At 58.0% G+C, this 15,081-nt stretch carries 14 protein-coding genes; 3 read left to right on the top strand and 11 right to left on the bottom strand.

Annotated elements, in window-relative coordinates:
* Window positions 1-32: 32 nt before the first annotated feature.
* The 3 genes from ACMXYI_RS23010 to ACMXYI_RS23000 form a co-directional block, all read right to left on the bottom strand.
* A complete protein-coding gene (locus tag ACMXYI_RS23010) occupies window positions 33-467 on the bottom strand; it encodes a YqaA family protein (protein ID WP_415769220.1) in 435 nt (144 codons plus the stop codon).
* Window positions 467-913: a DUF411 domain-containing protein gene (locus ACMXYI_RS23005; protein WP_008155198.1), complete on the bottom strand. Its 447-nt coding sequence runs from the start codon at window positions 911-913 to the stop codon at window positions 467-469. The genes ACMXYI_RS23010 and ACMXYI_RS23005 overlap by 1 nt, the downstream gene beginning before the upstream one ends.
* Before the next feature lie 203 nt (window positions 914-1,116).
* Window positions 1,117-2,112, bottom strand: a complete 996-nt coding sequence (locus tag ACMXYI_RS23000; protein WP_415769219.1) for an aldo/keto reductase — start codon at window positions 2,110-2,112, stop codon at window positions 1,117-1,119.
* 118 nt (window positions 2,113-2,230) lie between these two features.
* Here ACMXYI_RS23000 and ACMXYI_RS22995 point away from each other — a divergent pair, with 118 nt between their 5' ends.
* Window positions 2,231-3,157 carry a LysR family transcriptional regulator gene (locus ACMXYI_RS22995; protein ID WP_415769218.1) on the top strand — a complete coding sequence of 309 codons (927 nt, stop codon included), beginning with the start codon at window positions 2,231-2,233 and terminating at the stop codon, window positions 3,155-3,157.
* Here ACMXYI_RS22995 and ACMXYI_RS22990 read toward each other — a convergent pair.
* The 6 genes from ACMXYI_RS22990 to ACMXYI_RS22965 form a co-directional block, all read right to left on the bottom strand.
* Window positions 3,146-4,099, bottom strand: coding sequence for a GNAT family N-acetyltransferase (locus tag ACMXYI_RS22990; protein WP_415769217.1), 954 nt, complete (start codon window positions 4,097-4,099; stop codon window positions 3,146-3,148). The genes ACMXYI_RS22995 and ACMXYI_RS22990 overlap by 12 nt on opposite strands.
* Window positions 4,099-5,388, bottom strand: a complete 1,290-nt coding sequence (locus ACMXYI_RS22985; protein WP_415769216.1) for a phenylacetate--CoA ligase family protein — start codon at window positions 5,386-5,388, stop codon at window positions 4,099-4,101. Before ACMXYI_RS22985 ends, ACMXYI_RS22990 begins: the two co-directional genes overlap by 1 nt.
* Window positions 5,389-5,450: 62 nt before the next feature.
* Window positions 5,451-7,853: an aldehyde dehydrogenase family protein gene (locus ACMXYI_RS22980; RefSeq protein WP_415769215.1), complete on the bottom strand. Its 2,403-nt coding sequence runs from the start codon at window positions 7,851-7,853 to the stop codon at window positions 5,451-5,453.
* Window position 7,854: 1 nt separating this feature from the next.
* Entirely contained in the window at window positions 7,855-8,985 is a 1,131-nt protein-coding gene (locus ACMXYI_RS22975; protein WP_415769214.1) for an acyl-protein synthase, read from the bottom strand.
* A 21-nt stretch (window positions 8,986-9,006) separates the two neighbouring features.
* Window positions 9,007-10,248 (bottom strand): MFS transporter, encoded by a 1,242-nt coding sequence (locus tag ACMXYI_RS22970; RefSeq protein WP_415769213.1) that lies wholly within the window; start codon window positions 10,246-10,248, stop codon window positions 9,007-9,009.
* A gap of 276 nt (window positions 10,249-10,524) precedes the next feature.
* Entirely contained in the window at window positions 10,525-10,662 is a 138-nt protein-coding gene (locus tag ACMXYI_RS22965) for a hypothetical protein (protein WP_008155215.1), read from the bottom strand.
* Between the two features lie 157 nt (window positions 10,663-10,819).
* On the opposite strand from ACMXYI_RS22965, the gene ACMXYI_RS22960 reads away from it, so the two are divergent.
* A complete protein-coding gene (locus ACMXYI_RS22960) occupies window positions 10,820-11,008 on the top strand; it encodes a hypothetical protein (protein ID WP_033055104.1) in 189 nt (62 codons plus the stop codon).
* Between the two features lie 19 nt (window positions 11,009-11,027).
* Here the strand turns inward: ACMXYI_RS22960 and ACMXYI_RS22955 are convergent, their stop codons facing one another.
* On the bottom strand, window positions 11,028-11,399 hold the full coding sequence (locus ACMXYI_RS22955) for a fe2+ zn2+ uptake regulation protein (RefSeq protein WP_415769212.1): 372 nt from the start codon (window positions 11,397-11,399) through the stop codon (window positions 11,028-11,030).
* Between the two features lie 245 nt (window positions 11,400-11,644).
* Here ACMXYI_RS22955 and ACMXYI_RS22950 point away from each other — a divergent pair, with 245 nt between their 5' ends.
* On the top strand, window positions 11,645-13,990 hold the full coding sequence (locus tag ACMXYI_RS22950; RefSeq protein WP_415769211.1) for a bifunctional acylase PvdQ: 2,346 nt from the start codon (window positions 11,645-11,647) through the stop codon (window positions 13,988-13,990).
* Between the two features lie 55 nt (window positions 13,991-14,045).
* Here the strand turns inward: ACMXYI_RS22950 and ACMXYI_RS22945 are convergent, their stop codons facing one another.
* The gene (locus tag ACMXYI_RS22945) at window positions 14,046-15,047 is read right to left on the bottom strand and encodes a FecR family protein (RefSeq protein ID WP_415769210.1); all 1,002 of its coding nucleotides are present in this window, start codon (window positions 15,045-15,047) and stop codon (window positions 14,046-14,048) included.
* Window positions 15,048-15,081: the final 34 nt, after the last annotated feature.

Genomic DNA, 15,081 nt, shown 5'->3' with positions numbered 1-15,081 from the left:
ATTAAACACAGGCAATCGCCGTGGATGATCGTTCAACCCATCCAGCCCAATGTGGCCATGGCCAACACACCATAACGGGCGCCTTTGGCGAGGGTCACGATCAGCAGGAATCGCCCCAGCGGCTCGCGCATCACGCCGGCCACCAGGGTCAGCGGATCACCGATCACGGGCACCCAACTCAGCAGCAACGACCAATGACCGTAGCGCTGATAGTGGACTCGGGCTTTTTCCAGATGGCGCGGGCTGACCGGAAACCAGCGCCGATCACGAAAACGCTCGATACCGCGCCCCAGCCACCAGTTCAGCAGTGACCCCAGCACATTGCCCAATGTCGCCACGGCGAGCAGCGACCAGAGCCAATACTTGCCGCTGAGCAACAGCCCCACCAGCACCGCTTCGGACTGCAAGGGCAGCAAGGTGGCTGCGCCGAATGCGGCGAAGAATAGCCCGATGTACGCCCCGAACATCAATGGGCAGGGTAGTCCGCCACCACCACGTCAGTGCCGTCTTTTTTCAGGCCGATCACTTGATACGCATCGCTCATGCCGTCCATTTCCATGCCAGGTGAACCCATGGGCATGCCGGGGGCGGCAACGCCCAACAGATCGTCGCGCTTGCTCAAGGCCAGCACCTGATCGGCGGGGACATGACCTTCAACGAATTTGCCGTTGATCAAGCCGGTATGGCACGACGCCAGGCGCGGAGGCACGCCGTGCTGTTGCTTGAATTCGCTCATATTGGCTTCGACGTGATCGTCGACTTTGAAGCCGTTGGCTTCCAGATGGCTGATCCATTTTTTGCAGCAACCGCAATTGGCATCGCGGTGAACCTCGATCGGGATCAGGTCGGCGGCCTGGGCCAGAGAGGAAATGAACAGGGCGCTCAGGGCGACCAGACGCAGGTGGGTTCGCATGGGGAATCTCGTTTCGAATTGCGGCCAAAAAAATGCATTCTGACCATTTTTAGCGGGCAGACATTCAAGGTGTGTTTCGAAGTAATACAAAACTGGGCAGCTTGATCATCGTAGATCAAAGCTGTCAGTCAGATGAGGCGCACATTACAAGATTGTCAGGTTGGCCGCTGAGTGCCGGGGACGGCACTCAGGGTAAGGCGGGATTATCGATCGAGCAACTTCATGACCTCTTCCGGGTAACGCAAGCCGGCGGTGGCATTGGCCGGAAATATTGCTTCCAGAGCGTGTAACTCTTCGCGATTCAGTTTCAAGTCCAGCGCGGCCACATTTTCTTCCAGGTATTTACGCTGTTTGGTTCCCGGAATGGGGATCACGTAATCACCCTGATCCAGTACCCATGCGAGCGCCAGTTGGCCGGCGGTCACGCCTTTTTCTGCGGCCAGGTCCTGCACTTGCTGCACCAGCAACAGGTTCTTGGCGAAATTCTCACCTTGAAAACGCGGGCTGAAACGACGGTAGTCGTCTGCCGCGAAATCATCAGGGCTTTTCAGCGCTCCGGTGAGAAAGCCACGACCCAAAGGGCTGTAGGGGACGAAGGCGACCCCCAGTCGCTGACACGCGGCCAGACAACCGTTTTCCTCCTGATCACGGCTCCACAACGAATACTCGCTCTGCAGTGCACTGATCGGATGAACCTTGTGTGCCCGCTCAAGCGTTGCGACCGAGGCCTCGCTCAAACCCAGGTACCGAACCTTGCCGGCTTTCACCAGGTCGGCCATGGCGCCGACGGTTTCCTCGATGGCCACCTGCGGATCGATGCGGTGCTGGTAGTACAAATCCAGGGTCTCGACACCGAGGCGCTTGAGGGTGCCGTCGATAGAGGCGTGAATGTAATCCGGTCGGCCGTTGACGCCCCGCGCAACCGGATTGCCCGGGTCGCGGACGATGCCGAATTTGCTGGCCAGAAACACCTGGTCGCGCTTGCCGACGATGGCTTTGCCGATCAGTTCTTCGTTGGTGTGCGGGCCGTACATGTCGGCGGTGTCGAGCAGGTTGATCCCCAGCTCCAACGCGCGGTGCAGAGTGGCCGTGGCTTCGCGGATGTCCACGCCAGTCGTGTAGAAATCGGTCATGCCCATGCAGCCCAGACCTATCGCGCTCACTTGTGGACCGTTTTTGCCCAGTTGACGTGTTTGCATGAAATCAGCTCCCTGTGAATGTGGAGTCCATTGTTGACCTCGACAGAAACAAGATAAACCGGCTAAAACTGCTATCACTGTTCGTAATTTCTAAATAATCAGCCGGTAAGCAAAAGCAATGGACCGTTTTAACGCCATGCGCGTATTCACCCGAATCGTCGAACTGGGCGGCTTTGCCAAGGCGGCGGATAGCCTGCAATTGCCCCGGGCCTCAGTGACCATTCTGATCAAGCAGCTGGAGGCGCATCTCGGTGTGCAACTGCTGCAACGCACGACGCGGCAGATCAGCCTGACGCTCGACGGTGCGGCCTATTACCCTCGTTGCGTGCGGTTGCTGGCGGACCTGGAGGAAACCGAAGCGGTGTTCAGCGCTGCGCGCAACAACCCCAAGGGGCTGTTGCGCGTGGACATGCCGGCGGGCGTGGGACGCTTGATGGTGATCCCGGCATTACCGCAATTTACTGCTCGATATCCCTTGATCGAGCTGGAAATCGGCTTGAATGACCGGCCTGTCGACCTGATACGCGAAGGCGTCGATTGCGTGCTGCGGGGCGGCGACTCACTGGACGATTCACTGGTGGCGCGGCCGTTGGCCATGCTGGACCAGGTCACGTGTGCCAGCCCCGACTACTTGAAGCGATTCGGAACGCCTCAGTGTCTGGCTGACCTTGAAGGTCATCAGATGGTGGAGTACTTCTCCAGCAGCAATGGCAAACGTTATGGGCTGGAATTCATGGTCAATGATCAGGTTCAGGTCATTAATCTACCCAAGCAAGTCTCGGTCAACAGCGCCGATGGTTATCTGGCCGCTTGTGAGGCGGGGTATGGTCTGGTCCAGACCCCGTATTACCACGTAGCCCGCCAGCTGAGCGAAGGCCGCTTGTGTGAAGTCCTCAGGACGGTGCCGACACCGGGGATGCCGCTGACGGCGCTCTACCCGCCACACCGCCAGTTGTCCCGGCGGGTGAGGGTGTTTGTCGATTGGTTGGTGGAGCTTTGCGCGCAACCGGGCAATGATTTTTATCGAAAAGACTCACGCGGCTGAACGGGCTCTTTTCAGCGCTCCGGCGCTACTTTGCGTGTTGGCGTTTTGCTGCAAATCGTCATGCAACCGTTGCATATGCGGGCAGTGCAGGTTGAGGTGCCGAGCCAGTACCCCTCGATGAAACAGTGCGAACCACCCTTTGCTGGAGGGCGTAGGCATCAGCCCGGTAAAGGCGAAGCCAAGGGCCGCCAAATTGCGCAAGTCCCCGGCAAAACACCGTGACAATTGAAGTTTGACCGAGATCAGCCAGTGCTTGGGCAATTGCCGGATCTGCTCAAGCAGACGTTTGGTCAAACGCTGAATGACCATGTCGAATCTTTTATGGTGTTGCTTGAGTTGCAAGGGCAGAGAAGACTGCGGCGTCGTGTCCGGATGAGTCCCGAACACGGAACACAAGTGCTGCATAAACCTGCGGCAGCTGTCAGGCCATGGGATGTCGGGGAGCGGTCGCGTATGTCCTTCGACTACATGACAACCCATCACGATGGTTTCCGGCAGCGGCTCAGCGAAGGGCGAAGGGACGTAGTCAGGAAGCAAACCCGTGCTGTGGAAGCCGATGTTTGCTGCCATGCGTTGCGTATAAGGATGGTGGGTCACTTGTTTGATCGAGATGCCCTTGAATCCCAGGGAACCCGACCGCGACAGTAACTCCCGGCCCAGACGGGTTGCGATACTCTGGCCCTGCGCGGCGGGATGCACCACGCTGAGTGCCAGCTCGGTGGTGTCCGCGGGTGTGTCATGGCACAACGCGGCATGCCCTAGAACGCGTACGTCGTCCACCGCCAGCATCGACTTCCAGCGCCCCTCGGCATTGTGCTGATTGATCATGTTCGGCAGGTAAACATCCGGCTGAACGTAATGATCGCCATAGACCTCGCGAAACAACTGGCTCACGGCACGTGCGTCGGATGGCCGATAGGGTCGAAAAATCAAATGCGGCATCATGCGGGCTCCGGCGACGGTGCGTCATACACGCGCAAGTCCAGGACCCGCAGTTGTTTGCCGGAGCGTGGGTGAAGCTTCAATGCGGTGACCGCACAGGACAACACTCGCAACTCCAACAGACCCTCGCGGCTCAGTTCCTCGATGGCGGGATAGTGTTCAACCAGTGCCTCGTACAGCGCCCGGCATACCGGTACGGTGGCCATGGATTGAGCCGAGGGAACCCACTTCACACTCAAAATATCTTTATATCCATCATGTTCGATCAGCAATTGCCATTGGTCGTTGTGGGCGATGCGCTGGACGATTTCCTGGATTTCGTCGATCAGCAGCGACAGCACCCCGACTCGCACTCGCTGGCTGTGCACGCTACGTCCCTTGAGGGCGAATTTGCGCTTCGGGGTTGAGCCGGGTTCGCGCCAGCACGCGCGGTCGCCCACCGGATAACGCAGCAATGGCATGAGCCGGCGAGTCAGATTGGTCACCACCAATAATCCGGTACGATCGCATTCTTCGATGACTTCACCGGTGAGTTCATCGACGATCTCCAGCAAGGTTTGTGGTTCAAACACCCGATGCTCGCCCAAGGCGCAGTCGCGACCGCTGGCCCCGATAAGGCCGGCGTCTACACTGGCGTAGCCAATGGAAGCAATGCGCACGTTGGGAAACACGTCGGTGAGGATTGCCAGCTGCGGGGCAAACAGGCTTTCGCCGCCATACAGTAACGTTTCAACCCCGCACAGTACTCGCCGATGCTGGTTCAGGTAGGCCGCAAATCGCAGCAGCTGTGCCGGTACGCCGACCAGCACGTTGATCCGATGCCGATCAATCGCATCGGCCAGTACGTCCAGTTCGACGTGCCCGGTAAACGGAAACTCGCAAATGGATCGCCTGACATGTGCCAGGGAGTCGTGGATGAACAGAAAACTGGCGTAGAGATCACCGGAAAAAAACAGATTGGCGACACGGTCGCCGTCGTTCAGTTGAGAGGAAAAACTTTCTCCAAACGTACTGACCAGTACTTGCCATTCGTTATAGGTGTACACCGTCAGTTTGCCCTGACTGGTCGATCCACCGGTTTTAAACACCAGCGCATCGTCGACCTTTCCGGTCAGGACCGGCCAATGACTCAAGTCATGGCTGTCAGCCCAATAGTCTGCCGCATTGGTCAGCGGTAGATCATTTAGTGTAATTCCCTGCGGCGGTAAGTATTCCAGCTGTTTGCTATAGAAGTTTGAATGTTGTCGGATATAAGGCAGCAGTTGTTCGAGCGAATAAGTTGATTTCACTGGATTCTCTTTTTTATATCAGGCGTCTTTGGTGACTAAAGACAAGTTAGTGGGCGATATCTTTATTTTCTTTTATCAATAACCAAAGGTGTTTTGCCGCTGTGTTTGTTTCGAAAGAACGCTTGCTCGGTACACATTTGAACGTCGACAGTTAACAGTTTGGCGTTTACGGCATTTGCCAGTGCTTCATGGCTCAGCAATGCGTTGCGAACCTGGTTGATGTTCGCATCCGTTAGAACTTTAAGTCGCTCGACGCCGTCAGGGGTGTGGTCCAGAACAATCTGAATGGGTGCGCCGACGTTATCCTGCAGAGCCGACGGCGAAATGAACTCCGTGCCCATTCGAACCAGTTTGCCGTGGCGCTGGAGCAGTTCGAACCGGGGTGAGTCCAGTCCGCACGGGCAGGCTCCGGGTATCCAGCGACCGGTGTCGCCCACGTCATATCGGCGCACGGTTTGGCCTTGCCGCGCTCGAGAAGTAAACAACAGGCGCCCGATCTCATTGGCCTGAACCGGTTCATCCCGTTCGATCTGCACAATTTCCAGATGCTGCGTGTCGCACATCAAGTGAAACACCCCATTCGCGGTGGCTGCGCACGCATGCCCCAAGGGACCGGCGTCGACGGAGCCATAGATCGCCGAGCGGATCATCGAGACCCCGCAGCTTTCCATGAGGCTCAGGCTGGTTTGGCCCGGATGCTCGCCGCCGAGGAACACTTTGCCAATACCTGCGTACGTGCGGAGTCGGGCCTGCTCGTTGAAGAACAGACGATGCAAGGTGCTCGGCATGCCAATCAGCACGGTGACACGCTGGTCAACGATCAGTTGGGCGATTTCGCTGAAGTCATCGTCCTGGGGCGCACCCATGGGGAAATGTGTGACGCCCATCTGTTCCAGTATTTTGGTAAAACTGAGGAAACCTCCGTACAGGCTGCCGCCGTAAAACAGGTTCATGACCCGGTCCTGTGAAGGATCGAGCCCGGCGGCGAACAGGCCGTCGGCCGCTGCGCGCATCTGCCGTTGGAAGTCGCGATAGCTGAAACCGGCGAGGGCCGGAGTGCCGCTGCTCCCTCCTGAGCGAAAATACAATTGCGCCGCGGCGCCCATCGGCTGGGTCGTGAAGGTGTTTTTGTCCATGATCGGCGCATGGGCGGTGTCAGGGGCGGGCGGGACCGGGTCGAGCGTTGCCCGGCCAGGCAAAACATCCGGCGACAGACTCACCGAGAGGCGGCGACTAAGGCGCGTCAACGCGTAGACGCCGTCATGGGGCTCACCGGCGTAGCCGTCATGAATCCCCGCGCAAGGCGCAATACGGGTGACCCCAGCGTTGACCAGCGTTCGCACAAGTCCTGGCGTTTCTGTCGGAGAGCAAATCAGCGCGCAACTTTGCAGGACGGTGCGCCAGGGCAACAGCGTCTTGGCGATCAAGTGTTGCGGTACGGGTTTGAGCAGCACCGTGCGAAACAGCGGCGACGGTGCGAGCGTTTGATGGTGTTCCCAGATGATCCGCCATCCGTGGCCGGCCCAGACCTGGCCGCTCTGGTTCGCAAAACAGTAATCCAGTTGCGCCATGGCGGTACGGGTGGTGATCTCGCAAGCCTCTTGGTCCGTGGGCACCAGCGCCGGCCAGTGCGACGCGCGACGTTTGAAGGCTTCGCTCAAACGCTCGCCCAGGTCCTGCAGGATGGCCGGGTCGTTGCTGTCCACCAGCACCCATTGCGGGCTGGAACACGCTTGCTGATCCAGACTGCACACCTCATCCACCAACGCATCCAGCACCGAAGAGTTGGCCGCGTCAGGCGACAGATAAGCGAAACTGATCCTGTGCCCCCAGTCGATCCAGCGGCATCCGGTGGGGATCTGCTGACGAATCGCCTTGAGCGCCTTTTCACCGCCCCAGGCTGACACGCCATCGGCCCGAGCGCAGAGTTCAGCTATTCGGGAAGTGGCCACGGGCAGCACCGCGACGAATTCGGCAAGCCTGCCACTGGTGTCGCACTGCACAAGGGCGGCCAGCAATTGTGCAGTCAAACCCGCATCGCTGGCGCTGGGGCGTAACCAGTTAATGTTACCGGCCAGCAGGCTTTCGAGAATCGCGCAGAACGCCAGCATCGGCGCATTGCCTGGCGTCACATGCACCACCAGCCCCAAGGGGTGCCAGCTTTCAAAGTGCGGCTGCCGGTAGTCGATACGCCTCAGCGAACGGGGTTGCGAACCCAGTTCCCGCTCAAGCTTCCTGCTCAGGTTGCTGCGCTGGCAGAACTCGATCAGCCCCTGACATTGATTGTCATCGAGAGGTAGATCCAGGCTGCGAGTGTGTAATTGAGTGGCGAAATGAGCTGCGGCCTTGATGACGGTCTCGCTGTCGATCGGTGCGGAAAGCAATCCGGGCAATTGTTTCTGAAGGCGCTCGAGGGCGCTTTCCGGGGTAACGTCGTCACGCAGTTGGCCATTGATGAGGTACATATCAAGCCCCTCCCAGCAGTTCAGAGGCCGCCATGGCGCAGCTGCGACTGGCGGTGGTGCCGGCACGTCCGTGCAGCTCGAACCAATCGGTCGTCAGGCCGCATCCGCAATGTGCGCCGGGGTGTAATGTCGCCAGATCGCCCATGACCACCGCGTGAGCAGGGCTTGACGAAATGTACGGGGAGACGAATTCCAGCAAGCCGCGCTGGCCATATGGCTGGACCGTGAAATCGGATGGGTTGCGCACGAAAACCTTCGAGTAGATGGGGGCATGAAAATGATGGCGGGCACATTGAATGTAGGGCACGGCATGCTCGACGGCACCGTAGCCATCCCGGCAGCGGGACAGGTCGATACCCAATTGCCGATTGAGTCGGGCATACAATTCAAGCAGGGGGATCTCTTGCGCGGCCTGGGTTTTCCAGCCGCCACCCAGAAACACCAGCGACTGGGCCGGTAGCTTGAGACTCGGTGCACTGGTGTCTTCCATGTGCTGTAGCGCATGGGAAAGGAACGCTGGAAATCCGAGAATCCGCACGGGCAATCCCTCGTCGGAAAACTCCTGCAAGGCGCGAATCACGCCAAACAGGTCGAACTCGTGACCATTACCCGTCCGGCGCAATCCGTAGACGACCCGATTGACGGGCGCATAGCTACAAAGAAACTGGTCGGTGTAAGCGGTGCCCAAGGTGATGGCCGCCTCGGGCTCGTAGCTCAGGAGCAAATAATTGCAGGGGCTTTGCGGAGTATCCCAGCCGTAGTGCCGGAAAATGTGGCTCACCATGCCTTGAGCTGCTGTCATGCTGCGAAGGTCATAGCGCATGCGACTCTTCTGGCCACTGGTGCCAGACGATGTCAGCTCCAGCGCGCCTTCGCCGGTGGGGCCGAACAACAAGTGACGTTTGAAATAGTTGGCGAAAATCGGTGGCAACCTGGACCAGTCATCCAGTGTCTCCAGGTCCTTTGCATCGAGCCCGTTGGCGTTTAGCCAGCGTTCGTAACCAGGCGTGTGGTGACAATGAAACAGGCTGATTTCCCCCATCGCCTGGTCGAACAGGCCCTCGGGTACGGAATCCAGGCAATAGGGTTGCGTTAACGCGCAGAACGCATCGGTGTGAGGTAAATGGATCATCAAAAGACCTACTGTGTGGTGTCAGACCGCAAGCGCGATGTGAGAGCGCCGCAGAAACAGACTGAGGGGCGCCAGGCACAGAAGCCCCGCAAGACCCGCCATCAGGGCGAAGGATTCGTGGCTGTCACCGGCACCGACGGCCGCAATAAGCGAGCCGCCGCCACCCATGACGGCGATCGAGATCATGCCGATCATGGCCGAGACCAGACCTTTGCTATCGTCGCTGGCGAACAGCGCAAGCCGGTACAGCGCCGCATTGCTCATGCCAAGACCCACGGCGTAAAGCGCCAGGCAGCTGATCAGCACGGCTGTCGAAGCGCCGTAGAAGCTGACGGCGACTAACGCGATCAGCCCGCCGCAAAACGGCCAAAGCGCGTAGCGAATCAGTTGTGGCAGTTCAATGTTGGCAATCAGTCGGTTGAGGATCAGATTGCCCAGAATGACCGCCGCAAACACCGGGATTTGCCACAGGCCATAGTGCAGAGTTGAAAACCCCTGGTTGTGGATCAGCAAGAGCGGCGCCAACCCGATCCAGGCAATCAAGGGCAGGCTCATCACGCCCAGCGCGACAGCGGCGCAAAGGAATTGCGGGTTAGTCAGCAAAACGGCATAGCGGCGCACGGTGCCGTGCCATTCAAAGCGCACGGCTTCCGTTCGCTGACCGTCGTGGCGCAGGGTGCCCACGGTTTCCGGCATGAACAGGTAAAGCCCGAGCCAGACCATCACGCCGCCGATACCCAGCAGTAAAAACAATTCCCGCCAGGACAACCACTCCAGTAGCAGACTGCCGAGTAACGGCCCCAGAAGCGGGGAGAGCAGCGCAACATTCCCCAACAACGCCATGATTTTGACCGCGTCGGCTTCGCAGAAAACTTCTTGCAGGGCCGGGTAGCTGACCGCGATGACAAACCCCAACCCCATGCCCTGAATCAGTCGCAAGCCGTTGAACGCATAAATGCTTTGCACGTTGAACGCTGCGACACAGGCCAGGGCGAATACCGCACAGCCGATGAGCAACATCCGGCGGCGACCGAAATGATCAGACAGCGGGCCAATCAGCCATTGCAGAAGCATGCCGCCGGCCAGATAAAGAGTGAAGGCGTAGGGGACATGGTCGGGGCTGGCATCCAGTTGTCGGGTGACGGTCAACATAGCCGGCATAATCATGTCGCTGGCCATATAGGTCAGCAGTTCGAAAAAAGTGATTGCAAGGCAAAAGCCAAACAAATGATGGGGGCTGATATTGATTAAAGGCTTGTGCATGGCATCCCTGTTCTTTGCTCAAAATTTAATAGCGGGTTTTATTGCGATGCATCGAGAGTAATCATCGAATATGAATAGCTCAAATGGACGATTGAGACCGAAAGCTTCAATGGTTATCGCTATGTTTCGATGTGCACAGGGAAGGAAAAAAGAAGTGAATATGCATGTACGAAAAATGCCCGCGACAGGGCGGGCATTTGTTCAGTAGTTATTGGGTGGGGTATTTGTCTTACGAATGAATGTTCAATTATTCACGCTTTATGACACAACCAACCATTATCGATGCTGGTAATAACCCGGCCCGCCACGGTCATAATGGTGACCGCCGTGCCAGCCGCCGTGGGGGAAAACGATGCAGCCGCTCAGTGTCAGGAGAGCGAGCAGGGGAATCAGCAGTGTGATTCGACGGAACATTTCAAAATCCTCATGGTTATCGCCACTATGAAGCCAAATCTCTTCATCGGCTGTAACATGAGACCCCGTTTGTAGCGTCCCATCCCCGGAGAAAGGTAGGGGCTTGGCATGCGTTCTGATACAAACCGGATACATTTTTCAGGTTCAGGAACTCGCAATGACTCAGTCGCAACGTTTGAAATACTCGATTCTGATCTCCCTCGTGGTGTTGGGGATCATGTTCGGCCTTTCGTATCTGCAAAACGCAGGCGTCATCAGCGAGAAGCTGTTTCAGTACATCGCCATCGGCGTGGCGGTGATCGTGGTGGTGATCAATGGCATGATGCGTCGCAAGGTCAAACCCTGAACGACGCACCTTGAGCGGATCACTCGCGATGGAGCATGGCTGCAGCGTGCGGATGCAGGCTGTAGCTTTTGTCCGCATTGAGCGTGATCACGCCTTCGCTGCACAAGCGTTTCAACACTTCCCGCACACTGAGAAAGGACAGGGGAATATCCAGGTCCAGCAAGTGGCTGTGCACGCCGCGCACGCCAAGGCTACGGTCGCTTTCGGCGGCAGTCAGCAAGGCGTCGATGACTTTCAGGCGGATCAGACTGGTTCGCAGACCATAGCTTTTGAGCAGCAACCTGATCCGCTCGTTGCCATTGCGCTCGCCCCGTTGACTGAAAACACCGGAGCCCATGGCAGAGCCCTTTGGCGCATTGCTACCGTCCGTTGGCAGTTGCGAGTTGTACATGCAAAAACTCCTTTTCCGAGCCGGCCAGGAAATGTGATGGGTGCTCTCACTCAATAAGACGTACGAGCAGGACAAATAATGAAGCCCCGAATGTAGAAATTTTGTCGCCATCACGTCAGCGGCCTGTGAGATGCCCGTGAAAAAGCGCCTTTCAGGGCTTAAATTTTTGTCATTTGTTTCGTTCCTAGGGGAAGGCGCTGTGCGTGTATGACGCAGGGTGTTTGTCTTTTCGATCAGGAGCGAGCGTGATTATTTCCAGGCAGTTAACCCGGTTGAGCCTTGCAGGCGTGTTGGTGGGCTTGAGTCTTGCGGCAAACGCACGCAGTCAGCCGGAGCAGGCAAGCGCGGACATTCGCCGGACCAGTTTCGGTGTGCCGCATATCCGTGCCGACAACGAGCGCGGGCTCGGTTATGGCATTGGTTACGCCTACGCTCAGGACAACCTGTGCCTGCTGGCCAATGAGATCACTACCGTGAACGGCGAGCGTTCACGCTATTTCGGCCCGGATCAGTTCACAGTCGAAGAACGCGAAAACCTGGTCAGCGATCTGTTTTTCAATTGGCTGAATACGCCACAGGCCGTCTCCGGTTTCTGGCAGGCGCAAACCCCGCAAGTGCGCGATCTCGTTGAAGGGTATGTGGCGGGCTATAACCGTTCGCTGACCGAGCGTCGGGCACAGGGTTTGCCGCAGCAGTGTCAGGGCGACTGGGTACGCGAGATTACCACCCAGGATCTGGTCAAGTTGACGCGACGTCTGCTGGTCGAGGGCGGAGTAGGGCAGTTTGCCGAAGCCTTGGCCGGCGCCCCCCCCCCTAAAACCGTTGCACATGTGGCAGACGTACCGGTGTCGTTCCAAATGGCCGCCTCGCGCATGCAGCGTTTTGCCCTGGATCGCGGCAGTAACGCCGTGGCGGTCGGCAGTGAACGTTCGTTCAATGGCCGCGGCATGTTGCTGGCCAATCCGCATTTCCCTTGGGTCGGCGGGATGCGTTTCTATCAAATGCACCTGACCATTCCCGGCAAACTGGACGTCATGGGCGCGGCGCTGCCGGGGCTGCCGATGATCAACATCGGTTTCAACCAGCACCTGGCGTGGACCCACACGGTGGACTCGTCCAAGCATTTCACCTTGTATCGCCTGCAACTCGATCCCAAGGATTCGACCCGTTATCTGCTCGACGGCAAGTCATTGCCGATGAAGAAACAGACCCTGACCGTGAACGTGAAACAACCGGATGGCCGGACCAGACCGGTTTCTCATGTGGTCTACAGTTCGCAGTTCGGTCCGATCGTGCAATGGCCCGGAAAGCTCGACTGGGACAACCAGTTCGCCTACAGCTTGCGCGACGCCAATCTGGATAACGACCGGGTCTTGCAGCAGTGGTATGCGATGAACCGCGCGGTCAGCCTCAAGGACTTGCAGGCCTCGGTGCACAAGGTCCAGGGGATCCCGTGGGTCAACACCCTGGCGACGGATGATCAGGGACAGACGCTGTACATGAATCTTTCGGTCGTGCCGAACGTCAGTGCCGACAAACTGGCCAAGTGCAGTGATCCGCGGGCCGGATTACAGATGATCGTCCTCGACGGTTCCAGCAGTGCGTGTGCCTGGGACATCGACCCGACGGCTGCACAAAAAGGCATTTTTGCCGCAGACAAGTTGCCGCAGCTGTTGCGCAAGGATTTTGTGCAGCACTCCAACGATTCGGCCTGGATGGCCAACCCGGCGCAACCGCTTACCGGTTTTTCGCCGCTGATCAGCCAGGACGGCCAGCCATTGGGGCTGCGCTCGCGTTTTGCGCTGGATCGCCTGAATACGCTGAACAAGGCAGGCCCGATAGCAGCGACAGATCTGCAACACATGGTGATGGACGATCAGGTGTATCAGGCGGCACAAGTGATGCCGGACCTGCTGCAGTTCTGTATGGCGGCACTGGGTAGCGATGCACCAGCGCTCGCGCCGCTGTGTGCCAGTCTCAAGGCTTGGGATCGCAGTGCGAATCTGGACAGTGGTCTGGGGTTTGTGCATTTCCAGAATGTCATGGCGTCGCTACAGGAAACGCCTGATCCGTGGCGTGTAGCGTTCGATCCGAAAGACCCGCAACACACCCCGCGTGGCCTGGCGGTCGATCGTCCGGAAGTCGCAAAGGCGGTTCGCGAAGCGATGCTGGCGTCGGTAGCTCAGGTGAACAAGATGGGGCTCAAGGCCGATAGCCGCTGGGGTGATATCCAGGTGGTCAGCAGCGGCGGCCAGCAGACGCCGATTCACGGTGGACCTGGCACTCTTGGAGTCTATAACGCCATTCAGAGCGTGCCGAGAACCGACGGTAAACTCGAGGTCGTCAGCGGTACCAGCTATTTGCAGGTGGTGACCTTCGATGACAAGGGGCCGCAGGCCCAGGGGCTGCTGGCATTCTCGCTATCCAGTGACCCGGCCTCCAGGTACTCCAGAGATCAGACCGTGGCATTTTCCAGGAAGCAGTTGAGTGTGTTGCCGTTCACCGAACAGCAGATCACGTCCGATCCGCAGTACCAGGTTCAGACGATCCGCGAGCAGGATGAAAAAGCCGGGAAGGTGGCCGTACAGTAACGCTGATGGTGTTTGAACCAAGAATGAAGGCCGCACCTTGCAAAGGTTGTGGCCTTCAGCTTTTTGGGGCTTGTTGCGGAATGGAATTGAGGACCGGATTGCCATCCTTGTTGCGGGTCAGGTAGACCGGCAATACCTTGGGCAGGGAGGCCACCAGGTTGTTGAGTTCTTTGATGTTGTAGATGCCGCCGATGCGAATCGAGCCAGTGCTGTTGTCGGCCACCATCACCGGTTTGCTCAAGTAGCGATTGATCAATGGCAATGCGTCGGTCAGCGCCAGATCATCGAGCACCAGTTTTCCGCTGCGCCAGGCCAGTGAGTTGTCATTGTCGTAAGTCTGACTGATCCGGGGAGTGAAGTCGCCGCGTCTATAGCTAGCCTGCATCGCTGGCTCGAGGCGCAAACCGTCACCCGCAACGGCGTCATTACTGCTCACCAGCACCGAACCTTCTATCAGGTTCACGCGTACCTGATCTTCATACATCCAGACGTTGAATTTGGTTCCGGTGACCCGAATCCTGCCTTCGGCCGCTTTGACAATGAAGGGGTGCCGAGTGTCGTGGCTGACGCTGAAGAAGGCTTCGCCCTTTTTCAGCGTAATCCGACGTTGATCCTTGTAGTTGCTGAACGTCAGCTCACTGCCCAGGTTCAGTTCCACCTGACTGCCATCGCTCAGGGTGACCTGGCGGACATTGTCGTTCGCCTCGAAATGTTGGTAGGAATTGGGTAGCCAGCCCAGGTTCCAGCCGCTATAGGCCGCCAGCGGCAATGCCATGGCGCAAACCGCGGCGGCGATACCGAAAGTGCGCCAAGGCGTGGCAGGTTTGGCGCGGACCATCGGGACCACGGTTTCTGGACGTGGCAGGTCCCCCGCGACATCCCAGATCTCCAGCATGGCCTCGTACTCGAACGCGTGAAGCGGATGAGCGTCATGCCATTGCTCGAAAGCCAGCCGCTCTTCAGCAGTGCAATCGTTGGCGTGCAGACGCATGCACCAATGCGCAGCGGCATCGGTGATTGCGTCATATTGGGCTTGCGAGAGAGGGTTGTCGGTCATTGACTCATCCTGATTTCCTGCATTCTAACCTTGT

This window comes from Pseudomonas lyxosi (assembly GCF_047758685.1).
GTDB classification, from domain to species: domain Bacteria; phylum Pseudomonadota; class Gammaproteobacteria; order Pseudomonadales; family Pseudomonadaceae; genus Aquipseudomonas; species Aquipseudomonas lyxosi.
The sequence above is the reverse complement of the archived record's forward strand: the minus strand, read 5'-3'. Positions and strand labels throughout refer to the sequence as shown.